Here is a 23,328-nt window from a genome sequence, read left to right as displayed (position 1 = left end):
CTCTATATAGAACTATACAAACTTTACGTTAATTGTTCTAGTGTTCTTTTAACAACTTTAAGGCAGGAGATCATACATGAATATTCACAACAAGAAGAAATTCAATAAGAATTACTCCTTACAATTAGCTACTATATTTATAGGGTTCATTATTTTTGGTATCTCGGAGAATATTAAGGGACCTGCTATTCCCAAAATACAGTTGAGTTTCAACATAGACGAAATCCAGCTAGGAACACTGTTATCATTGAACGCCTTAGGTTATCTTATTGCCTGTTCGTTCACAGCATTGTTAACTAGGAAGATAGGAATCAAGTGGGCGAGTATGATTGCATTCGGGACTATGGTTATTTCCGGAATCCTTATCTTTATATCACATACATACACATTTTTCTCAGCATCCTATTTTTTGATGTACATTGGTAATGGAATGCTTGAGATCGCGTTAGCCATACTTGGAGCTAGAATCTTCGTGAAAAATACGGGGACGATGATGAATTTATCACATTTTTTCTATGGACTTAGTTCGACGGTCGCACCTTTGATCGCATCTGGATTAATGACGTTAACGGTATTTAATCAACCATTGGATTGGCGAGGAATGTACCTTATCATGCTAAGTTTATCTGTTATACCTATGATACCAGCTTTTATGGGTCAGTTCCCAGGGGATGATCTATCAGAGAACGATCGAATTCCATTGAAGCAATTAATAAGAGACCCCGCATTATGGTTATTAGTTGCCATTCTTTCTTTTGGCGTAATCTCTGAGTTAGCCGTGGGCGGTTGGCTTGTTAATTTTTTGGAGAAGTCTTACGATTGGAATACAACAGCCGCAGCAGGCATGTTATCGTCATTTTTTCTTTTCTTTTCGGGAGCGAGGCTTTTTTTGGGACCTGTCATCGATAAAATAGGGTTTAACCTTTCGATCATCATACTATCCGCGTTTAGTGGTATTTGTACGTTTATCGCTATTCTAGCAGGTGAACAGGCTGCAATTTTCTTTGCTATAGCCGGGATTGGTATTGCACCGATTTATCCAACGGTGATGGCCTTCATTGCTAAGAGGTACCCAACAGGGAGTGATACTGCAATTAGTTTTACAGTGACCATGATGGGTATCGGTAGTGTGATCGGTAATTATCTGATAGGAGCGATTATCAATGTAGTGAAGAATGCTTATGCGGTCAACTCGGAGATAGGTTTATTACGTGGATTGCAGGCAGGTTATGGATTTATTGGATTGTGTGCCGTTATATGTTCTCTCGCAGGGATTGTATTATATAAGTATCTGAAAACACGAAACATGCTAATATAACTTTGATTTGACGTGCATACATATAGGTCAGGAGGTTTGAGATGATCGAAGAAACACAGAAGGTACAGTTACAAATTTCGCATCATCAGATTCAGGTTCGTTCTAGGGTGTTTGATGAAGCTGCATGTCAATGGGGAAATGGGAATATTGAACAAGGGGTTATTATCCATCCAGGGTGCGTTACGTTTGATCCAATATTTGAAGGTAGCCAGAACATAGATATTTGGTTAACCTTAAAGGAGTCATTTGGAGTAGATGCACATACGCAAAGATGTTTCGTTGTTCCGTTTGAAGTGATCGATCATAGTGAGTTAAAGGTGTTGTCTGTCGGAACAGCATTACCCATTCAATTGCCTCTTGAACAGAAGGGAATATATGATTTGTATTATGAAGTTTGTGAGGATGAGAATATCTACTACAAATTCACCTTTGTTCCAACTGACGTACCAATACAAGCAAGAATATGTCTAGATGATGAATGGGGTGGAGTTGCGGAGCAGATATTACAAGATGGGTATGTCGAAATATAATCCGTCATATAGCAATCTATCAATCTACCTGACTATAGATGTTGTTTATGATATAATGCTTAAAAGTCTTGTTAGATGGTCTCGGAAAATGTCGATACATAGTTATTCAAATTAGTAGTTGTCTGATGGGGAGGTTTTAAACATAATGCAGGATTCACAGATGATTCGAGAGATTAAAGAAGGAAATATCGAATTATTCTCTGTATTAATGCGTCGTTATCAGCGTAAAATATTAACTTTTGTCTTTCATATGCTTAAGAGTTCCAATTTAGAGCTGATGGCCGAGGATCTTTGTTCAGAAACCTTTTACAAAGCGTACCGTAGCCTAGATACGTTCAGGGAAGTGGAAGCTTCATTCTCTACGTGGTTATATACGATTGCACGAAATACCGTATTAAGTGAGTTGCGTAAACATCGAAATGTTAACATACCTCTTGATGAGAGTGGATTTGTTCCTGTAGCTCCATCCGACGTAGCCCCTGAACAAGCTATCCTTCGTAATGAGAAAGTAAATATGGTAAGATCCGCTATCAATAAATTACCAGAGAAACAACGTTCAGCATTAATTCTAAGAGAATATGATCAATTGGATTATCAAGAGATAGCTGATATTCTAGGACAAAGCGTGAGTTCTGTGAAATCGCTATTATTTCGTGCACGTTCTAGTGTCAAGATTCAACTTGAGCCTTATTACTATAATGACATTAATCATGACAACGAAGGGATGACTAGAAGATGAAATGCTCTGAGGCTCAGGACATATTCGGTATGATGTGGGATCTTCCCACGGATGATCCGAAGAGGCTTATGTTAGAACAACATATAGCTACCTGCAGCGAGTGTTCATCCGAATTCGAGCTTTGGGAAGAAAGCCAGTTCTTACTAGAAGAATTAAGTGATGAATGGACAGAGATGGCATCAGAATCTGTAAATAGACAAGTGATGGATCGGATATACAACGAATCACCATGGTTAATACAGGATCAGAGCAAACCTTTTGCCGTATCAGGTTTTGCTAGAAACAGATTAGCTATATGGATCGTGGGTTGTCTCATCTTATTCTTTGTGAGTTCCATATTACTTATTACGATTGAGCCGTCTAAATCTAATATAGAGACTATACCAACCCATGGAATTCTGCCCACTGGAATTGCAGGTAGTCCGGGTATGGACACATATATAATTCCTGCATTGAATAGTGGTATTATTGAACCATTTGTTGTCAGTATGGGACCTACACACCCATTTTATTGGATGATACTATCTATTATTAGTGTTGCATTAGCATTGTATTCTTTGAGAAGATTAAGTCGTATACGTCATTAAGATATATTTCATAGTCATCATCGGATAGGAGGATATTAAGGTGAGAATAGGATTGATTCGTCATGGGATTACGGACTGGAACATGTTAGGCAAAATTCAAGGTCAAACCGATATTCCCTTAAATGATGAAGGAAGAGCACAAGCTGCGATTCTAGGTGAACGGTTGCTACAAGAACCCTATGCTTGGGATTCCATCATTAGCAGTGGTCTACAACGTGCTGAGGAGACGGGATCTATTATTTCCTCTATATTATCCATCCCAATGTTAGAGCCGGATAAGCGTTTGCTGGAGAGATCCTTCGGTCAAGTAGAAGGCCTAACAGCTGAAGAACGAGAACTGAAATGGGGTAAAGATTGGAATCAACTAGAACTTGGTCAAGAAAAGAATGAAGATATCAAAACACGTGGTCTAGACTTCTTGGAAGAAATGTGGAATGTATACCCTAATAGAAATATTCTGGTGATAAGCCATGGTGCTTTTCTTGCTCAATTATATATTGCATTATATAACGATATGTATATGGAGCGAATTGGAAACCTATCTTTAACTATTCTAGAAAAAGACGAAGAAAAATGGAGCCCTCTAGTATATAATTGTAGTCTTCATCTGTTAGAAAAAACAAATAATAGGTTGTCCTAGAAGTCATCATCTGACACAGGCATCCTATTTTTTTTGTTCTTTAGGTATCAACTCTCAAAGAGTTAGCCATAATGGTACTAAAACGGTGGAGCGATGAATCATGAATCGAACGATGAATTTAGCTGATATGCTCACATTTGCCGATATTACTCAGTTAACAACGATCGCAAGTCATTATGAATGTGAGTGCAAACCGAACTCGAAGAATGAATTAATTCAAAGTATACTCGTAACTTTGAACCGTAAAGAATTTATAAGTCAACAGATTCGTTGTCTCTCGACGGATGATCTGCGATTTCTTAATGCGATCCTGTTCGATGATAGACATTACTTCAATGTGGAGGAATTCATCGCTATTATCAGTCAGACCAACTTTCAAGTCAATGAACCAGATTCATTACATATGCAGATTAAGAAGACTACGCCAAGAGAAACAATTGCTCGATTTAAGAAAAGTGGTTGGATCTTTAATGGACGTTCCCACGATACCAAGTATCTCTTTTCGTTCCCGCATGATTTAAAAGATAGATTTCGATCAGAACTCGGTGATTACCTAAATAGTATGATTACCTATACCAATGAACCTTCCGTATATCGTGAAGAACAAGGATTGATGTTAGAAGATCTAGGTTTCGTACTTCGTTACATTCATGAGCAGAAGATTGAATTGAATCAGAATGGTACGATGTATCGAAGAAATCAACAACAGATCATGGATAGTTTACATATTCATGAACCACTCCTAATAAAGGGAGGCTGGCGGTTTGGCTATGGAAGATGCTTCCACGCCTATCCCAATAGACTATCTCTAATCTATGATTATGCTTACCATAAAGGATATTTAGATGAGACAGATCATAAGCTAACATTAACGAATCTAGGTATAGAAAGATTAAATCAAGGAAAACGTGAAGAAATGGAACAAATCGTACGTTTCTGGTCAAAAACCTATAAATCAGCTATTCCAAACCTGCCATCCTTATTGTATTGGATTGGTCAATGTTGTAGAGATTGGGTAACACTTAATACGCTACATGAGGCTCTAGGATGGTTAATAAAGCCATACTATTACGACACCGCGCATTCGATTATGGAAGAACGGGTTATTCAAATGATGATGCATCTTGGCATATTACGCATTGGTAAGAATGAAGAAGAAACGGTAGTTAAGATCACAGTATGGGGTCAACAGATGGTATAGATGTAATTGTTGGAGGTGCATTTCATTGGATAAGTTGAAAGTTACTTATGAAGTGATGTTGGGGTTAGCTGCTGAAATGGTAATGGATGAAGCGGTTCGGTTGTACCGCAACGAAGAGGTGCATAAGAAGATAGATGAGGCTCTAGTGAATAGAGATAAGAGAGCTTTTACAGAACTAACTGAACAACTAAGAAATTTGAATTGAAGAAATGCATCTATGCATTTCTTCTTTTTTAGGTTAAATTTAAGGTTATAAGCAACTCTTAGAAAGGATGATGGCGATGAAGTTTACTGACATCTCAGCTGACACATGGTTAGAGCTACAACCCTACTTAGATACATGCCTCATTCCTTTCACTGGACTAAAAGGATCGGAGTCACCTATCGAAGCAACAACTGCATTAGAAAGATTACGTGATTTATTGGATATAGTGGAGTCTCGTTATAATGGCAGAATTGTCACATATCCCGCATTTCATTATGGTCATCATGATCATTGTGAACTTTTAAATGAAATATGTCACAAAGTGAAGAAAAGTGGATTCAAATATGTTATGGTAATGACAGCGGATACATATCTAGAAACACCACAATGTACTCATGCCGACTTAATATTATCGCAACCATATTTACAAGAAGAGCTGGTAGATAGTAACTTGTCTCTATCAACGATCATCCAAGAAAGAGTAGAAAAGTTATGGAAAAGGAACGACCTTTCATAAATGTGACAGAATTACGACACTTTTCATAGGTGAAATTTTTTTATGGACACAAAAATGACAAGGAATTGTTGACGGTATTCAGAGGCTCATATATTATTAAGTTGTCTTGGTAATTGGTGTGATAAATATCATTGAATTACTTAATGAACGGTTTGAAAAGGGGGTTGAAGACATGGAGAACAACCAAAATGATCATGATGAAGTAAAATACCTACCGAATACGAACAAAGAAATGTCCCGGCGACAATTTCTAACGTATACGTTGGGAGGCGCTACGGCTTATATGGCTGCAGGTGCAATTCTACCAATGGTGCGATTTGCAGTCGATCCTATTCTCAAGAAGAAGACGGATGGTGATTATGTTAAGGTCGCTGAACTTAGCAAAATTACGGAAGAGCCACAAGAGTTTAAGTTTGAACTCAAGCAACAAGACGGCTGGTATCCAAGTACAGCGAACTTAGTTGCATGGATTCGCAAAGATGAATCTGGTAACGTTTATGCATTGTCTCCCATCTGTAAACACTTGGGATGCGTTGTAGGATGGAATAATAACAAATCATATCCAGACGAGTATCATTGCCCTTGCCACGGAGCTCGTTATACGAAAGTCGGCAAGACTTTGGCAGTATCACCTAAGCCACTCGATACATACAAGATCAAAATCGAGAATGGTTGGATTTTACTTGGAAGTACAGAACCAAATACGGTAGTCAAATAGGAGGCGAATATTTCGGATGTTTAAGAATATCTATAATTGGATTGACGAACGTCTTGATATCACGCCGATCTGGAGAGACGTTGCAGATCACGAAGTACCGGAACACGTTAACCCGGCACATCACTTCTCTGCATTTGTTTATTGTTTCGGTGGATTGACATTCTTCATTACTGTCATTCAAATTTTGTCAGGTATGTTCCTGACCATGTATTATGTTCCTGATATTATGAACGCTTATAACAGTGTTGAGTATTTACAGACACAGGTTGCATTTGGTCAAATTGTAAGAGGGATGCATCACTGGGGAGCTAGCTTAGTCATTGTAATGATGTTTCTACATACCATGCGTGTATTCTTTACGGGTTCTTATAAAGCGCCACGTGAAATGAACTGGGTAGTAGGTATGCTTATTTTCTTCGTAATGTTAGGTCTGGGTCTTACAGGGTATCTATTACCTTGGGATAACAAAGCCTATTTCGCAACGAGAGTTACGATGGAGATTGCGAACTCTGTTCCATACCTCGGTCCTGTGTTGAAAGAATTGATGCAAGGCGGTACGATTGTTGGTGCAGAGACGTTGACTAGATTCTTCGCATTACATGTATTCTTCCTCCCGGCCGTATTGTTGACTCTGTTGGTTGGACATTTCATCATGATCCGCAGACAGGGAATTTCCGGTCCACTATAATAGAAGGGAGGTATTCGTATGGCACACGGAAAAGATTCGAAAGAAAAGGTAGTTTTTGTAGGTGATTCGCGTGTAAAAAAGGGTAAAGGATATGTAGTACCGCCTGACTACACGGCTTATCCAGGTAAATCTGAAGCTTTCATTCCTAACTTTTTGTTAAAAGAATGGATGGTTGGGGTTGTCGTTCTTGTAGGTTTCTTAGTGTTAACGATAGCAGAACCAGCTCCGCTTGGTTATCCGGCCAATCCAAGTGCAACGATTATCCCTATGCCTGACTGGTATTTCTTATTCTTATATGAATATCTGAAACTACCATATGCGTCAGGTGATTATATTGCTCTTGGTGTTATTGGTGTCACAGGTGTAGCCTTCACTGCGTTGTTATTGGCTCCATTCTTAGATACAGGTAAAGAACGTCGTTTCTATCGCAGACCGATTACATCTTCGCTTATGTTGCTGTCCATTGCTGCAATCGTGTTCCTAACGAATTCAGCATGGACACATTATACGCATGAATTAGAAGCAACGAACCAGGTTCCAGAGCATATTGAACGTGTTGAAAAGGCGAGGGAGAAGAAGGCTCAGGGTCTTCCTACCTCCAATGCAATTGTAAACAAAGAGGTTGCTCTTGTAGACAAAGATGATCCAGCCATGGAATTATTCAAGAAGGCAGGTTGTATCTCTTGTCATGCTACGGATCTAAAAGGTGCTGCTGGTCCTGCTTTAAGAGGAGTAGGAGATACGCTTGACGAAGCAGCTATTCTAGCAATCATTAAAGATGGGCAAGGTCGTATGTCTCCGATGTATGATAGTGCGATTGCGGCAGGATTAACGGATCAAGATGTTAATCAGCTAGCGGCATGGCTTGCGAAACAAAAATCAGAATAGTATTATGAACGAAATGAAAAAAACCTGAATCTTTTATAAGATCAGGTTTTTTTGAATGGTAAATACATAAGGAGGAACGACGTTGTCCATTTCGTATTTCTGGAGCACGACTTTTTTGAGTAAACGTAATTTCTTGTGGCTCTTATTTATATGTAACCTTGTAGGTACGGTTTATGGCTATATGTGGTATGGTGCACAAATGGATTATACACTTGAACATCATGCTTTATGGTTAATTGTATTTGTTCCAGATAGCCCAACAGCAAGCTTGTTCTTCACCATTGCTATTGGATGTCTGTTGATGCCACCTCGTATTGGATGGGGGGTAACGCTTCGCCATATTATCGAATCACTTGCTGTAGTCACATCAGTGAAATACGGCTTGTGGGCGAGTAGCATGATCTTTGCAGGTCAATATCAGGGGGATGTGCTGCATTGGCAAGATTGGATGCTCGTCGTATCCCATACAGCGATGGTTATTGAAGCCTTAATATATGTGCGCTTATTCCGATTTAGTAAAGGATTGTTAATCGGTGCAGCTCTATGGACGTTATTGAATGATTTCATAGATTATGGCTTTGGGGTATATCCTTGGCTACCAAGTGTATTGCAGGATAACTTATTGGACGTTGAGTATTTCACGATGGCTCTCACAATATTTAGTGTTATAGTAGCGTGGGTAACATTAAAGTATGCTAGAATGCGCCAATTATAGTTCTATATACATCCCTTCTACCATACATATACGGTAGGAGGGATGTCCCATGTTATGCAACAATAAATCTCATCCGTTATTATGGTTGATGGTTAGTTTCATATGTATTGTTATGAGTAGTCCACAAGTGATTTGGGCCACAACATCGTCAGAACCAACACTTCATGCTAACGAGTTAAACGAAGTAGCACAAAGGTTATATCGTGATGTTGTTGATGGTAACTTGACAGAAGTTCGTCTTGGCATTCAAAAGGTGGAAGAAATCTTCACCTCAGTGTCTTTTGAAGGGCTAACGGATGTTGAAGGTGTCCAAGCTCTTGCAGAATCTATTGTTGAGATGAAAGCTGCTACCGCTCAGGCATCAATCCAGCCACAACAGTGGATTAATGCCGCAGCCAAATTGAGATTGGCGGCAGATAGCTTGAGTAATAGAGTGCAACCATTATGGCATCAATATTATAAGGTTGTACGTGAGGATCTAAGTGTGATGATACAACAGGTAGATAAGAATGATACACAAGCTTTGAAAAAGGCCTACGATAGCCTTCAAGGACATTATGAATTGATTCGTCCGGCTATTATTATTCAGAAGAAACCCTATGAGGTCAATATGTTGGATTCATGGTTATCCTTTGCAGGCGGGTTAATTAACGCAACCACTTTGGATGTAGGTGCTACGCGAAATGCAATACATCAAGGTGAAGAACTGTTCAATACATTGTTTGGCAAGAAAAGAGATGAACCTGCCTTTTCCACACAATCGGAACTATATTCCTATCAGAATGGCATATGGATTGGTGGATTATTCATATTAACTGCACTTGTCTATGTTGGTTATCGTAAATATCAAGTTACACAGAAATTATGGCCATCATGATGTTCTTATAGAGTAATCTAAGCAACCGGACATGAGGTTGCTTAGATTACTCTTTTATTTAGAATGCTCTTCACGGAATCCTTCACCGTGTACATCATGGACATCATTAATGATGATAAAGGCTCGTGGATCAATCGATTTCACAATGAGAGTAAGCCTTCTAATTTCTTGTCTGGACACGACACAATAGACCATATATTTAGCTTGTTTGGAATACGCACCAATGGCGGGGATGAGTGTGACACCTCTGTCCATCTCTTGCGTGATAAGATCGGCAATATCAGGGGCATGATCGCTGATGATAGTGAATGCTTTGGCGGCATAAGCACCTTCTTGAATGAAGTCAATCACTCTAGATGCGATATATACGGTCACGAAGGTGTACAATATTTTCTCAATTGGAATAAAAAAGATAGAAGCCCCTATAATGATAACATCTAATGCTAAGATAATTCGCCCCATGCTCCAACCGAACTTACGATTGCAGATTCTTGCAATGATATCCGATCCCCCAGTTGTTCCTCCGAACCTGAACACAATCCCAAGTCCCGCTCCTAAGGTTACACCGGCATATAGTGAAGCAAGAATATAATCATATTGCGTGACGAATGGGGTAATCATCCCACCCTGAATCAGATTCTCAAAAAACCATAGGAAAAATGTTAAAGACAATATACCGATTCCTGTATATAAGATCTGCTTTCTCCCTAATATGATCCATCCCAATATAAATAGTGGGATATTCAAGATGAATGTGGATAAAGATGGTTGAATGCCAAAGATATAATGCAGTAATATGGTTATTCCCGTTATTCCGCCTTCCATGAGTTGGTTAGGAATGATGAAGTATAGAAGACCAAATGCATAGATCGAGGTACCTAGAATAATAGGTATAATTAATTTCAATTGTTTGTTTATGTTGAATAAGTTCATAATATCCCTCACAGATTCTGACATTGGATGAAGACGTATGATGATGTCATGATTAGTATACCTTGTTTCGTCAAATATAAAGTATTGAATTCAAAATAGCTTTAATAACTCTTTTAGAGTAAAATATATAACTAGAAAATGGTTGGTTCTGTGTGTCTGTAATAAAGGGGTGAAGTGTAAAATATGGAGAAAACATTAGCGCAAATGCAACAAGAGGTCCATAGCTATATTTCGCAATTTGAAGAGGGGTATTTCAGTCCGCTGTCGATGCTTGCAAGGATGTCAGAGGAAGTTGGCGAATTAGCCCGAGAGGTGAATCATGAATTTGGTGAGAAACCGAAGAAGCCTAGCGAAGAACATAATTCAATCGAATTAGAATTAGGGGATATCCTTTTTATAACGATGTGCTTCGCGAATTCATTAGATATTGATCTGACCAAAGCGCATGATTCCGTCATGCATAAATTCAATACGCGAGATGCTGATCGGTGGACTAAAAAGAACACCAATTAGGTAAGTATCTCATATGTTGTATAAAACCTGTTTGAAGGTGTGATCAGCATATGAATTCCGAAGATTATATTCAAAAGGCATACCGTTCTATATTGCAGAATGATTTCATAGAAGCGATCCGTCTTTTTGAAGAAGCCATAGCCTTATATCCGTTGGATGCAGAGATCTATTACAAGTGTTCAATCACATATGCACGTAATAACCGGATCCATAAAGGAATTGAATATGCAAAAAGGGCTCTTCAACTCGACCCACACAATACGATCTATACGCTGTATTTACAGCATCTTAAAGCCATGTATCTTGTCCAAGAGACCAAGAAACAGATGGAACAATTGCAAAGTCCAACTGTTGTTGAATTATATAACATGGTAAGTTCGCTCAAAGAAGCGATTGAACTCGACCCATTATATGGTGAAGCTTATGTATGGTTAGCATTAGCATATAGCGAGTTGAATGAGTATGTAAGTGCCATTTCAACGCTCAAAGAAGGGTTGTTTCTCCTACCTGCAGATCCAGGGTTGGATCAACTATTAGTACAACTTAAAAAGAAGTTTAAAGATTATATAAATGATTCTACAATAGGATAAAGAAATGAGGGGTTAATCCAATGTCAGTTCCAATTAGAGTAGCCGTTGTTGGTGCAGGTGGTCGAATGGGTAAAGAAGTGGTGAAATTAGTGTTGGAAGATCAAGATCTAGAATTGGTTGCGGCGATAGATCGTTCTGCAGGTGATATAGATGCTGCTAGCTTGGTAGGATTGCCTGCTAGTGGAATAATGGTTACATCGGATATTGAAACGGCGTTCGCGGAGCTTAAGCCAGATGTCATGGTTGATTTCACAACGCCACAATCTGCTTATATGAATACATTAATTGCGATTAAGCATGCTGTGAGACCGGTTATTGGTACGACTGGATTTACACCGGATGAGATCAAGGAACTGGACAAGCTATGTCAAGAGAAAGAGATTGGCGGATTAATTGCACCCAATTTCTCTATTGGCGCGATATTAATGATGAAGTTCGCAGCACAAGCGAGTAAATACTTCCCTCATTTGGAGATTATCGAATATCATGGCGATCAGAAATTGGATGCACCTTCAGGTACTGCAATTAAAACAGCAGAAATGATTGTTGAGAATCGAAATGAGCTTCGTCAAGGTAATCCGCAAGAGACGGAGACGATTGAAGGAGCGCGTGGGGGTTATTACAATGGATTTCGAATCCATAGCGTTCGATTGCCTGGTATCTTTGCCCAACAGGAAGTGATTATGGGTGGATTCGGTCAAACACTGAAAATTCGTCATGATTCATACGAACGTGCAGCTTATATGCCTGGGGTGAAAGTTGGGATCCAGAAAGTGCTGGAGTACACTGGATTAGTATATGGTTTTGAGGAATTTATTGACTAATGATGGGGGATAGACATGATGAAGATTGCATTTATAGCACATGATCGCAAAAAAGAAGAGATGGTTAACTTCGTGATCGCATACGAACATGTTTTTGAAGGTCAAGAATTGTTCTCAACAGGTACAACGGGGTTACAAATTATGCAGAATACGAATCTGAATATTCATCGATTTATGTCGGGTCCTTTGGGCGGTGACCAACAGATTGGTGCGATGGTTGCCCAGAATGAGATGGATCTTATTATTTTCTTAAGAGATCCACTGATGGCACAACCCCATGAACCAGATATTAATGCACTTTTGAGACTTTGCGATGTGCAAGGAATACCTTTAGCTACGAACATTGCTACTGCTGAGATTCTTGTGAAGGCTCTTGATCGTGGTGATTTCGCGTGGCGTGATCTCGTACATAAGTACAAGCCTAGTAGTGACGATCTATGATAGAACCACTCGATATTCTAGTGTTTGGAGCGCATGCGGATGACGCAGAGATCGGGATGGCAGGGACGATACTTAAGCATGTAGAGGCGGGCTTGCGTGTTGGTATATGTGATCTTACGTATGCGGAGATGTCTTCCAATGGTACAGTGGAGAGTCGACAGCAAGAGGCCGATGAAGCGAGTCAGGTACTGAAATTGAGTTCGCGTAGCAATCTGGGATTGCCCGACCGAGGGTTAATGATGACGCCTGCAAATATTGAAGCCATCACAGCGGAAATAAGAAGGCATGCTCCACGTATGGTATTTGCTCCATATTGGGAAGATAGACATCCAGATCATGTCGCTTGTAGTCAATTAGTGGACGAAGCTGTCTTTAATGCGAAGCTACGACGATACTTACCAGGACTACCGGTTGTAAATGTACAACAGACATTCTATTATTTCATTAATGATCTAGGTCCTGTCGATTTAATGGTAGATATTACGGAACACCATGAAGTGAAAGAATTGGCACTTTCGTGCTATCGATCTCAATTTGAAAAATCAACAGATGACACGATAGATACGCCTCTGAATCAAGGATATATTGAACGGGTGACGTCTCGTGATCGACTGGTAGGTCAACGTAGACTTGTCTCCTACGCGGAAGGATTTGCAGTAAAAACACCATTCTTGGTGGAACGATTCTAATCGTTCCGTAAAGAATGGTTGTTGTCTTAATTAGGAACTCCTGCCATGCATTAGATGAGGTTGTGAGTATAGAATGGAAGGAGATGCTAATCATGAACAGACCTTTAAAGATTGGAATTACATGTTACCCATCACTAGGTGGATCTGGTGTGGTTGCTACTGAACTAGGAAAGATACTAGCTGAGAAAGGGCATCAGGTACACTTCATTACACATAGTATTCCTTTTCGATTAGGAACGACATTTCAGAAGAATATATTCTACCACGAAGTTGAAGTGACAGATTATTATGTTTTTAAATATCCACCCAATGATTTATCGCTAGCTACCAAAATGGCACAAGTAGCTAAAATGCAGGATCTAGACATACTTCATGTTCATTATGCTGTGCCACATGCAGTGTGTGCATTTCTAGCAAAGCAAATGGTGGGGGATCAATTAAAAGTAGTCACAACCCTTCATGGCACGGACATAACAGTGTTAGCGCAAGATGAAACATTAAAAGATCTAATCCGTCTTGCGATCAATGAAAGTGATGCCGTAACGGCCGTATCGAAAGACTTGATTCGTGAAACAAGAGAGGTCTTAGATATCACCAGAGATATTGACTTGACATACAATTTCGTGGATAAACGGGTATATTACCCACGGGATACAGGAAGTTTAAGAGGGGATTTCGCGCAACCGGATGAGAAGATCTTGATGCATATATCTAACTTCCGTCCAGTGAAACGTGTCATGGATGTTATCGATATATTTGCTCAAGTGCATGAGGTGATTCCTTCTAAGCTCTTATTAGTAGGTGAAGGTCCAGATCTGCCTAAGGTTCAATGTAAGATCAAAGAGTTAGGACTAACAGATAGCGTTCACTTCCTTGGTAAACAAGATGAGATTGCACATGTGATATCCTTAGCGGATGTTCTGCTACTTCCATCTTCTAAAGAGAGTTTTGGCTTGGTGGCGTTAGAAGCAATGGCTTGTGGCGTTCCTACCGTAGGGTCTGAAGCGGGCGGTATACCAGAACTTGTGGTTCATGGGGAGACGGGCTTCTTAGCACCTATTGGAGAAGTGAAGCAAATGGCAGACTATTGTATTCAATTATTATCCAATACGGCATTGAATCAGAGGTTCAAAGATGCCTGTATGAGACGTGCACAAGAAGATTTCTGTGATGAGTTGATCATGAAGAAATATGAGGAAATCTATTATCGTGTTCTCGGTCGAGAGTACCCGAATATGGATCATGTCAGTGGGGTTTGTGGATAGTATGGAGGTTGGTATCATTGGTGATATGGAAGCATGCAGAGCAGGGGATGGCGAAACAAAGCGAGATTCTTCTAAGAACATTACTAGAACAAGGATTTGAAGCGTTCTGGGTTGGTGGCTGTGTAAGAGATGAACTCATGGGGCGCTCTATTTCGGATATGGATATTACCACTTCTGCTAAGCCAGAAGAAGTGATGAATATATTTCCCCATACGATACCCACAGGTATACAACATGGCACCGTGACAGTTATGATGGAAGGTCACCCCTTTGAAGTCACTACATACCGTGTTGAAGGTACGTATATTAATCATCGTAGACCTGAAGTTGTGTCGTATGTGGCAGATATTCGTGAGGATTTGAAACGTCGAGATTTCACGATGAATGCGATCGCAAGAGCTGTCGATGGTACGTATATAGACCCATATGGTGGTCGGATGGATACGAACAAAGGTCTTATTCGTGCCGTAGGTGACCCGCTCGAACGGTTCAATGAGGATGCACTTCGGATGGTTCGTTGTATTCGATTCGCATCTGTATTCGAATATACCATTACCAAGTCAACTTGGGAGGGGCTATTAACAAGGCGAACGAACTTACAATATATCGCTTTGGAACGAATTCGTGTGGAGCTGGAGAAGATCATGAGCGGTCATAATCCACTTCGTGGACTTGAATTCATTCGTCGGAGCCATCTTATCGAGTTCGCCAAGGTTCCTGTGCCGTGTTCTCGATTTGATCGAGAAATGCTATGTGGGTTGCATGGTCTGAATCCAGAGAGTACTAACATTCGATGGGGATTACTTCTATATGCTGGGCGATACACCTCAAGTGAAGCGACAACTTTATTAAGACAGTGGACATTTAGCAATCAAGATAAAGAAGCCATATGTAGTCTGCTACGATTAGATGAACAAATAAGAAATGAATTTCTATTCCCTGATCTGACGATCAAATTATCTGATGAAGCACAGCGGTTATTATGGATAGGGTTGGTTCTAACTTTTAATATCACAACGGTTATGGGGTGGATCACAATGCAGAACGTGCTCCCTTCGAGTAGTAGAACTCTTGATGAACAATCTTTGGATATCGTCCAATTGTGGACGAGCCTTATGCGGATCCATCAAGTAAAAGAATTGAATATTAGTGGCAATGAGGTCATGAAGATATTAGATCGTCCAGGTGGACCTTGGCTTACAGAGATGCTCAAACACTTGTTATTAGTTGTATCAGCAGGGATTGTTGCGAATGAGAAAGAGAGCATAATTGATGAATTGAAGCGGGTGAATACCATTCATGGTGAATGAGACTCTACTGGATATTTTACAAGAGAATTCTGAGGCGTTTATTTCGGGTGAAGAGATCAGTCAACGGTTATCGATCAGTCGAACAGCTGTCTGGAAACAGATTAATAAGCTTAGGGATGTAGGATATGTATTTGAAGCCGTACCCAAAAAGGGATATCGCATTATTGCGAAGCCAGACTCACTTGACCTGCTCACGTTAAAGAATGCATTATTAACAAGGACAATGGGTCACACGGTGGACATTTTAGAAACAACAGTATCAACACAAGAGGAAGCTCGAACAAGAGCGGAACTTGGGGCATCTGAGGGGACCTTAATTATCTCTGAGGAGCAGACTGGTGGTAAGGGTAGAATGGGGCGCAAGTGGTTCTCTCCCCGCGGAAAGGGCATATGGATGAGTCTTATTCTACGCCCACAACAGTCATTGAAGTATACTTCACAATTAACACTACTCACAGGCGTGGCGGTATGTAGAGCGATTAGACGCGTAACGGGATTAAAGGTTGAGCTGAAGTGGCCTAATGATATCCTATATAACAAGCGTAAAGTGTGTGGTATATTATTGGAATCTGTAGTGGAAGATGAGACCGTTCGATATTGTATTGCGGGGATAGGTATCAGTGTGAATGTGAATGATACTGATTATCCGAAGGAATTACAAGATATTGCAACATCCTTAATGATTGAGTGTGGTAAGCCAATAGACCGTAATTCATTGATAGCTGCAGTGTTGGAAGAATTCGAGATGCTATATAATCTGTATCAACAAGAAGGGTTTCAGCCCATCGCTTCGTTATGGGAAGCCTTATCCAATAGTCAACAACAAGAGGTTGTGGTCCATACGCAACAAGGCATACGCGATGGAGTGGTCATCGGATTAGATCCTAGCGGAGCGCTTTTGGTCGATTTTGGAAATGGCGAGATTATTCCAGTTATATCTGGAGATGTCAAACTTAAATAGTGTTATTTGAAAATCTTTTTGGTATAATTGTTGAAGGCGGTATCGGTTAATCGAACCGCACTTGTGATGAACTACGGTATGAATATTAATGATTTCATTAAATATCTGAGTACGTTGGATTCTGCTCTGAGCCGAAAGGACCGAGACAGAAGGGACGATCGAAAGTGACTCTTTTTTGATTATCGGACCTTTTTAGTGGAAATACTAAAAGGTTTTTTTGTTATGATAAGAAGATAGGAGTGCATGTATATGTCAACTAAATCAATTCTTAATATTGTCAAAATGAAAAAAATGAAAGAACAAGGGATTCCCTTAACGATGGTCACTGCTTATGATTATCCTACAGCTAAAATAACAGATGAATCGGATGTAGATATCATTCTGGTAGGGGATTCACTAGGCAATGTAGTTCTTGGATATAATTCGACAATCCCTGTCACGCTAGAAGACATGGTGTATCATACACGTAGCGTGGCACGCGGTGCCGAGAACACATTTATCGTAGCGGACATGCCGTTCATGACATATCACGGAAGTATCGATGATACACTTCGTGGCGTAAGACAGTTAATGCAAGAAGGTCATGCGCATGCTGTCAAAATGGAGGGCGGAATCGAAATATGCCCAACCGTTGAACTTATAGTGAAGTCAGGTGTGCCCGTGTTAGGCCATATTGGTCTTACACCTCAGTCTGTCAATCAGATTGGTGGATATCGAATTCAAGGGAAAGATCCTCAGGATGCTGAGCGATTGATGAACGAAGCGAAAGCCTTGGAGGCTGCAGGTGCATTCGGTATTGTGCTGGAATTAGTGACGGAGCAAGTGGCAGAAGCCATTTCAAAGGAATTAAGTATCCCCACGATTGGTATTGGCGCAGGACGATATTGTGATGGACAAGTCCTTGTGTTTCATGATATTTTCCAGTATGCATCACCATACCGAAACAAACGATTTGTCAAAACTTATGGCGATATTGGATCATTAATTCGTGAAGGTTTAGGGGAATATGTGAAAGAAGTCAAAGAACGTTCCTTTCCTTCCGAAGAGCATGTCTTCTTAGCGGATGATCATGTGCTGGACACGCTATATGGGAATGGTACAACAAAGGTGGAGAAGTCATGATAGTCATTAGAAGCATCCAACAATTAAGACAAGAATTAGCACCATATAAATATAGGAACGAAGGGAAATGTACAATAGGGCTCGTGCCCACGATGGGTTATTTACATGAAGGGCATGCTAGCCTAATGACTCGCGCTCGGGAGATGAGTGATGTAGTGGTCGTAAGTATCTTTGTCAACCCTATCCAATTCGGGCCTGGTGAAGATTATGAGAGCTATCCTCGGAATGAAGAGCAAGATGTGATGATTGCGAAGCAGCATGGTGTCGACATTGTATTTATACCCTCAGTTAACGAAATGTATCCACAAGCTACACAGACCAAAGTGATGGTTGCTGATAGAACAAAGGTACTGTGCGGGGCATCTCGTCCAGGTCATTTCGACGGTGTAACCACAGTGGTTAGCAAGTTAATGAATATTGTACAACCCCATTATGCATTCTTTGGAATGAAAGATGCCCAACAGGTTGCTGTTCTGCAACAAATGGTGTTGGATTTGAATATGAATGTGGAGATCGTTGCTTGTCCTATCATACGTGAGCAAGACGGTCTGGCACTTAGCTCAAGAAACGTAAATCTCACACCAGAAGAACGCAATCAGTCCTTGGTGATCTCGCGCTCGTTGCGTGAAGTATTCGAACAATTAATGCGAAGTCAGCCTCTAACTGTATCGCAAGTCCGTGAGAAGCTAATGAGCATCATCAACACATCGCCGCTCGCGAATATAGATTATGTCCAGGTATTATCTTTTCCTCAAATGACACCGTTAGAAGATCGTGATGTAGTTGTTGACGTTGAAACGCAAGTTATTCTGGCTGTAGCAGTGAAATTTGGGAATACGCGGTTGATTGATAATAGCTTGTTCATGCCAAAGGAGGCGCTCTCTCTTGTTTAGACATATAATGAAATCCAAAATACACCGTGCAACTGTTACGGAAGCTAATCTAAATTATGTTGGAAGTATTACCATAGATGAGAATTTAATGGAAGCTGCTGATTTGCTTGTGAATGAAAAGGTGCAGATAGTCAATAACAATAACGGCGCTCGTCTGGAGACGTATGTGATTCCAGGTCCCCGTGATAGTGGCGTCATCTGCCTGAATGGGGCGGCCGCTCGTTTAGTATCTCCTGGAGATGTCGTCATCATCATTTCTTACGGTTTATTGTCATCGGAGGAATTGAATTCACATAAACCAACGGTAGTCTTTGTAGATGAGAACAACAAGCCTGTTCATTTAGCGGATAAGGAAGTACATGCAACAGTGATGTAGGACACGATAAAAGACATAAGATGTAATGTATGGGATGAGCGCATGAAAAGGACCCCTTCTACAAAAAATAATGTTAGATGTGAATCTTATAATTCAATCGCACTAATATCATGATTGTTAAAGGTGGGATGCAGATCATGTTTCAACATGTATTCGCTGAGATGAACGACATGTTAGAGGAGATTGTCAAGCATTACCCAACAGCACAAGAAAGTCAGAAACAACATTTGCTTCAGAACTGGGATATGCTAAAAGCGATGAGTGATGGCATTATTGAGGAATGGCTTACATTTGAGGATAAGATGGGTGTGTTCAGAGAATGTACATTAATTCAGCCACTATCCTCATTAGGGACAACACCTGAAATGGAATTACACGAATTTATCAAAGGTCTAGGTTATTTCAAGTTAATGATGTATCCACAATCCATTGCACAGTTCAACCATATTATTAGGGATTTTCCTAACAGCTTGCTTGCAAGAATGTATGTTGCGATGGCGCATCTTCATCTAGAGGAAACCGCCGAAGCACATACGCATTTCCAATCTATTCTTCCTTTGGCGGATCATCATAAGATGAGAGCAATCATCTATAACGCATTAGGTTGCATTCAGGTTAAACTTACAGATATGGTCAAAGCGCAGGAATACTTCGCATTGGCGTTACACCATGATCCATCTTTTGCTGACTCATTAGTAAATCAACAAGTATGTAATGACAATTGTGGGCAACTTCAATACGGGGATCAACTTATTTAAATGTTGTTACTTGGAAGCAGGAAGATGACGATGCTTATGAAGCGCAAGCGACAAAGCATCTTTTTTTTGACTCTTAAAATAATGAATAAATATGATACTTCTGTTATGCTGTAAAAGAGACTGTTTCGAAAGGGAATAATAGAACATGAAATTTGCAGTTTTGGATTTTGAAACGACAGGCAATCAAGCTGCCGATGAGATAATTCAAGTCGGACTTGCTATCATTGAGGATGATCATTCGATTTCCCAAGTATATGGATCTTTTGTGAATCCAGGGATTCCGATTCCTTCTTTTATAACGAATTTAACTGGAATAACCAATAGTGACGTTGAGCATGCTCCTTCTTTAGAAGACATGATGATGGAGTTAGTTCCTCTATTAGACGACATTGTTTTGGTTGGCCACAATATCGCATTTGATTATAACTTTTTGCAAAATGCACTGGATCGATGTGGTTATATGCCCTACGCAGGACGTATTCTTGACACCATGGATTTCCTTAAAATATGCTTTCCCTCATTAACGACTTATCAGCTTGGACTTGTATCTTCACATTTCGGCATTTTACATGAAAGACCTCATCAAGCAGATAGCGATGCATTAGCTACGGCTCATGTATTATTGAAGTGTATAGATGAATTGATTAGCCTTCCTCTAATTACCTTACAGCGACTTACCGAACTTTTCATAGATGAAGATAGTGATTTAGCATGGTATTTCGATGAATTATGTAAAGAGAAAGAAAAGGAACCTGCACAGGATCTAGAGAGCCATACGTTCTATCGTCAACTGGCACTGGCGGTGGAGGATTGGACGGATATTTCTGCGCCTCGAGATGATGCAGATGAGAATCCTCTGAAGAACATGCACTTTCCCGAATATCTAGAACTGATAGAGAATCAACTTCGCTCCATCATGCCACAATATGAAGCGCGTGAGTCCCAAAGTATGATGTTCACAGAGGTTATGAATGCTTTAGATGATGATAAGCACCTCCTTATTGAGGCTGGTACGGGAACCGGGAAATCATTGGGTTACTTAATCCCTTCGATATATCAGAGTGTGAAGCGTGAACAGAAAGTTATGGTAAGTACACATACAATTAATTTACAGGAACAATTAAGAGAACGAGATATACCTCTTCTGACACAAGTGGTACCTTTTCCTTTCAAAGCGGCTATTTTTAAGGGGAGACAACATTATTTGTGTTTGAGAAAATTTGAACATAAAATAATTAGAAGAGACTTTGCGAATCCTAAAGAAGACGTGATCTTAGCTGCTCAAATGATCGTGTGGTTAACACAGACACAAACAGGTGACGATGAGGAACTGAATTTAGGTGCTCGTGGTGGAGACTTTTGGGAGACCGTATCCAGCGATTCGGATTCCTGCCTAGGTCGTGCATGCCCATGGTTCCGTAAATGCTATTACCATCGTGCTAAACACGAAGCGGGTATTGCAGATGTCGTAATTACGAATCATTCGAAGTTATTCACGGATGTAAAGGCAGGGCATCAACTATTGCCTGCTTATGAATATCTAGTGATCGATGAAGCACATCATTTGGAAGAAGTAGCGGGTAAACATTTAGGATTACATATGAGGTATTTCGATGTCATCCACACGTTAGCTCGTCTTTATAAAGACAACCGCAATGGTCAGTTTCCTGCTCTTCGACAACAATTACATTCTTCTAACGATGAGAAAGCTTCTGATTGGGCTGTCTTAACGGATCGGATGAGTGGCGATTTAGTTGAAGTGAAAGAGCATTGGGATCGGTTAAGCGAAATGTTATTTGCTTTACTCCCTGAGAGAAGCGATGCAGCACCTGGGGATACGGCGCAATTCGTGCTACGCTTACAGCCTTCCAAACAACCAAAGGAATGGCAAGTGTTACAAGAAGTCGAGAATCAGATCTATGTAACACTTGGCGAAGTCATTCGCAGTTCTGATAAGATGATCAATGAAATTAGAGAGAATCTAGATGACACCAGTTTAGAGAGCCTTCTTACAGATATTAGTGGTCTTGTGAAAGATTTAGCAACCCAACGGGAGAATCTACACTTCTTTATATCACTAAATGATCCATTAAATGTATACTGGATGGAGGCAAATGGTCATTACCGTAGTAAATCTATACAGATGTATGCTGTTCCTGTTGATGTGAGTAAGCAATTACAGGAAGTGTTCTTCGATCAGAAGAAAAGTATTATACTTACTTCTGCAACCCTCTCTATTGATAAGAGTTTTCAGTACATGATTGAGAATCTGGGGCTACAGCATGCTGCCGATGTAGGTAACTTGGTCACGGTTCAATTACCGTCTCCTTTCCGTTATCGAGATCAAGCATTGCTAATCATTCCTCGAGATTTCCCGAGCCTAAAGGGAAGTGTAGGCGATTCACTATTCGTCGAAATGTTAGTTAAGTCGCTTGCAGAAACAGCCGTAATAACCAAAGGCAGGATGTTGGTGTTGTTCACGTCATATCGTATGCTTCGTCAAGTCTATGAACCGTTAACAAAAGCATTATCTGCAACAGATATTGTCGTGCTAGGACAAGGTGTTGATAATGGAAGCAGAAGTAAGTTGGTCCGTCGCTTCCAAGATAGTAGTGCCTCTGTTCTGCTTGGGACGAATAGCTTCTGGGAAGGGGTAGATATACCCGGCGAAGCTTTGACTTGTCTAGCGATTGTCAGATTGCCATTCCAACCGCCTAATCATCCGATGGTTGAGGCGAAGAGTGAGTTATTACAGCAGCAAAAAAAGAACCCATTCATGAAGCTATCTGTTCCCCAAGCGGTCATTCGTTTCAAACAGGGGTTCGGCAGATTGGTTCGTACAGCAAGTGATAAGGGGATCGTGATTGTATATGATACACGTGTAATTGACTCATATTATGGAAAGTACTTCCTCTATTCATTACCTGGACCTAAGATGGAACATATGCCGACGAATCAAATGATTCCAAGAATTTCAGAATGGTTAGAAGACGGCGACCGTTCTTAATATATCTATTTGTTATCCAATAG

The 23,328-nt window shown here is 40.3% G+C and carries 27 protein-coding genes; 26 read left to right on the top strand and 1 reads right to left on the bottom strand.

All coding sequences use genetic code 11. The features are described from left to right. The first annotated feature begins 76 nt into the window (after positions 1-76). The 13 genes from ACH8E3_RS00900 to ACH8E3_RS00840 all read left to right on the top strand — a co-directional run bounded on the left by ACH8E3_RS00900 (position 77) and on the right by ACH8E3_RS00840 (position 9,623). Positions 77-1,318 carry an MFS transporter gene (locus ACH8E3_RS00900; RefSeq protein WP_458630699.1) on the top strand — a complete coding sequence of 414 codons (1,242 nt, stop codon included), beginning with the start codon at positions 77-79 and terminating at the stop codon, positions 1,316-1,318. A gap of 41 nt (positions 1,319-1,359) precedes the next feature. After that, complete coding sequence (gene comJ / locus ACH8E3_RS00895; protein ID WP_458630698.1) at positions 1,360-1,848, top strand: competence protein ComJ; 489 nt, start codon at positions 1,360-1,362, stop codon at positions 1,846-1,848. Between the two features lie 145 nt (positions 1,849-1,993). Further along, positions 1,994-2,587 (top strand): RNA polymerase sigma factor, encoded by a 594-nt coding sequence (locus ACH8E3_RS00890; RefSeq protein WP_458630697.1) that lies wholly within the window; start codon positions 1,994-1,996, stop codon positions 2,585-2,587. Next, on the top strand, positions 2,584-3,174 hold the full coding sequence (locus ACH8E3_RS00885) for an anti-sigma factor (RefSeq protein WP_458630696.1): 591 nt from the start codon (positions 2,584-2,586) through the stop codon (positions 3,172-3,174). The genes ACH8E3_RS00890 and ACH8E3_RS00885 overlap by 4 nt, the downstream gene beginning before the upstream one ends. A gap of 40 nt (positions 3,175-3,214) precedes the next feature. Next, on the top strand, positions 3,215-3,814 hold the full coding sequence (locus ACH8E3_RS00880) for a histidine phosphatase family protein (RefSeq protein WP_458630695.1): 600 nt from the start codon (positions 3,215-3,217) through the stop codon (positions 3,812-3,814). Between the two features lie 100 nt (positions 3,815-3,914). Continuing rightward, positions 3,915-5,015 carry a hypothetical protein gene (locus tag ACH8E3_RS00875; protein ID WP_458630694.1) on the top strand — a complete coding sequence of 367 codons (1,101 nt, stop codon included), beginning with the start codon at positions 3,915-3,917 and terminating at the stop codon, positions 5,013-5,015. 25 nt (positions 5,016-5,040) lie between these two features. Then, positions 5,041-5,220, top strand: coding sequence for an IDEAL domain-containing protein (locus tag ACH8E3_RS00870; RefSeq protein WP_458630693.1), 180 nt, complete (start codon positions 5,041-5,043; stop codon positions 5,218-5,220). Between the two features lie 76 nt (positions 5,221-5,296). After that, on the top strand, positions 5,297-5,737 hold the full coding sequence (locus ACH8E3_RS00865; RefSeq protein ID WP_458630692.1) for a DUF2487 family protein: 441 nt from the start codon (positions 5,297-5,299) through the stop codon (positions 5,735-5,737). A 172-nt stretch (positions 5,738-5,909) separates the two neighbouring features. Continuing rightward, entirely contained in the window at positions 5,910-6,455 is a 546-nt protein-coding gene (locus ACH8E3_RS00860) for a QcrA and Rieske domain-containing protein (RefSeq protein ID WP_458630691.1), read from the top strand. Positions 6,456-6,471: 16 nt separating this feature from the next. Continuing rightward, positions 6,472-7,143, top strand: a complete 672-nt coding sequence (qcrB, locus tag ACH8E3_RS00855) for a menaquinol-cytochrome c reductase cytochrome b subunit (RefSeq protein WP_458630690.1) — start codon at positions 6,472-6,474, stop codon at positions 7,141-7,143. Between the two features lie 18 nt (positions 7,144-7,161). Then, positions 7,162-8,031: a c-type cytochrome gene (locus ACH8E3_RS00850; RefSeq protein ID WP_458630689.1), complete on the top strand. Its 870-nt coding sequence runs from the start codon at positions 7,162-7,164 to the stop codon at positions 8,029-8,031. An 82-nt stretch (positions 8,032-8,113) separates the two neighbouring features. Next, positions 8,114-8,746 (top strand): DUF1405 domain-containing protein, encoded by a 633-nt coding sequence (locus ACH8E3_RS00845; protein WP_458630688.1) that lies wholly within the window; start codon positions 8,114-8,116, stop codon positions 8,744-8,746. 49 nt (positions 8,747-8,795) lie between these two features. Next, on the top strand, positions 8,796-9,623 hold the full coding sequence (locus ACH8E3_RS00840; protein WP_458630687.1) for a sporulation protein YpjB: 828 nt from the start codon (positions 8,796-8,798) through the stop codon (positions 9,621-9,623). 54 nt (positions 9,624-9,677) lie between these two features. Here the strand turns inward: ACH8E3_RS00840 and ACH8E3_RS00835 are convergent, their stop codons facing one another. Next, positions 9,678-10,556, bottom strand: coding sequence for a YitT family protein (locus ACH8E3_RS00835; RefSeq protein ID WP_458630686.1), 879 nt, complete (start codon positions 10,554-10,556; stop codon positions 9,678-9,680). A 183-nt stretch (positions 10,557-10,739) separates the two neighbouring features. Here ACH8E3_RS00835 and ACH8E3_RS00830 point away from each other — a divergent pair, with 183 nt between their 5' ends. From ACH8E3_RS00830 to dinG, 13 genes are all read left to right on the top strand, one after another. Continuing rightward, positions 10,740-11,069: a nucleotide pyrophosphohydrolase gene (locus ACH8E3_RS00830; protein WP_458630685.1), complete on the top strand. Its 330-nt coding sequence runs from the start codon at positions 10,740-10,742 to the stop codon at positions 11,067-11,069. Positions 11,070-11,119: 50 nt separating this feature from the next. After that, positions 11,120-11,659: a tetratricopeptide repeat protein gene (locus tag ACH8E3_RS00825; RefSeq protein WP_458630684.1), complete on the top strand. Its 540-nt coding sequence runs from the start codon at positions 11,120-11,122 to the stop codon at positions 11,657-11,659. A gap of 20 nt (positions 11,660-11,679) precedes the next feature. Continuing rightward, a complete protein-coding gene (gene dapB / locus ACH8E3_RS00820; protein ID WP_458630683.1) occupies positions 11,680-12,483 on the top strand; it encodes a 4-hydroxy-tetrahydrodipicolinate reductase in 804 nt (267 codons plus the stop codon). 15 nt (positions 12,484-12,498) lie between these two features. Beyond that, positions 12,499-12,924: a methylglyoxal synthase gene (mgsA, locus tag ACH8E3_RS00815; protein ID WP_458630682.1), complete on the top strand. Its 426-nt coding sequence runs from the start codon at positions 12,499-12,501 to the stop codon at positions 12,922-12,924. After that, positions 12,921-13,613, top strand: a complete 693-nt coding sequence (gene bshB1 / locus ACH8E3_RS00810; protein WP_458630681.1) for a bacillithiol biosynthesis deacetylase BshB1 — start codon at positions 12,921-12,923, stop codon at positions 13,611-13,613. The genes mgsA and bshB1 overlap by 4 nt, the downstream gene beginning before the upstream one ends. A gap of 92 nt (positions 13,614-13,705) precedes the next feature. Next, complete coding sequence (bshA, locus tag ACH8E3_RS00805) at positions 13,706-14,878, top strand: N-acetyl-alpha-D-glucosaminyl L-malate synthase BshA (protein WP_458630680.1); 1,173 nt, start codon at positions 13,706-13,708, stop codon at positions 14,876-14,878. Between the two features lie 20 nt (positions 14,879-14,898). After that, complete coding sequence (locus ACH8E3_RS00800) at positions 14,899-16,188, top strand: CCA tRNA nucleotidyltransferase (RefSeq protein ID WP_458630893.1); 1,290 nt, start codon at positions 14,899-14,901, stop codon at positions 16,186-16,188. Beyond that, the gene (locus tag ACH8E3_RS00795) at positions 16,178-17,149 is read left to right on the top strand and encodes a biotin--[acetyl-CoA-carboxylase] ligase (protein ID WP_458630679.1); all 972 of its coding nucleotides are present in this window, start codon (positions 16,178-16,180) and stop codon (positions 17,147-17,149) included. Before ACH8E3_RS00800 ends, ACH8E3_RS00795 begins: the two co-directional genes overlap by 11 nt. Positions 17,150-17,398: 249 nt before the next feature. Beyond that, the gene (panB, locus tag ACH8E3_RS00790) at positions 17,399-18,271 is read left to right on the top strand and encodes a 3-methyl-2-oxobutanoate hydroxymethyltransferase (protein ID WP_458630678.1); all 873 of its coding nucleotides are present in this window, start codon (positions 17,399-17,401) and stop codon (positions 18,269-18,271) included. Next, positions 18,268-19,164, top strand: a complete 897-nt coding sequence (panC, locus tag ACH8E3_RS00785; RefSeq protein ID WP_458630677.1) for a pantoate--beta-alanine ligase — start codon at positions 18,268-18,270, stop codon at positions 19,162-19,164. The genes panB and panC overlap by 4 nt, the downstream gene beginning before the upstream one ends. Continuing rightward, entirely contained in the window at positions 19,157-19,540 is a 384-nt protein-coding gene (gene panD, locus ACH8E3_RS00780; RefSeq protein ID WP_458630676.1) for an aspartate 1-decarboxylase, read from the top strand. The genes panC and panD overlap by 8 nt, the downstream gene beginning before the upstream one ends. A 137-nt stretch (positions 19,541-19,677) precedes the next feature. Next, positions 19,678-20,298, top strand: a complete 621-nt coding sequence (locus ACH8E3_RS00775; protein WP_458630675.1) for a tetratricopeptide repeat protein — start codon at positions 19,678-19,680, stop codon at positions 20,296-20,298. A gap of 145 nt (positions 20,299-20,443) precedes the next feature. Beyond that, on the top strand, positions 20,444-23,305 hold the full coding sequence (dinG, locus tag ACH8E3_RS00770) for an ATP-dependent DNA helicase DinG (RefSeq protein WP_458630674.1): 2,862 nt from the start codon (positions 20,444-20,446) through the stop codon (positions 23,303-23,305). Positions 23,306-23,328 lie beyond the last annotated feature (23 nt).

It is taken from the genome of Paenibacillus sp. CMAA1364, from assembly GCF_054373195.1.
The sequence above is the reverse complement of the archived record's forward strand: the minus strand, read 5'-3'. Positions and strand labels throughout refer to the sequence as shown.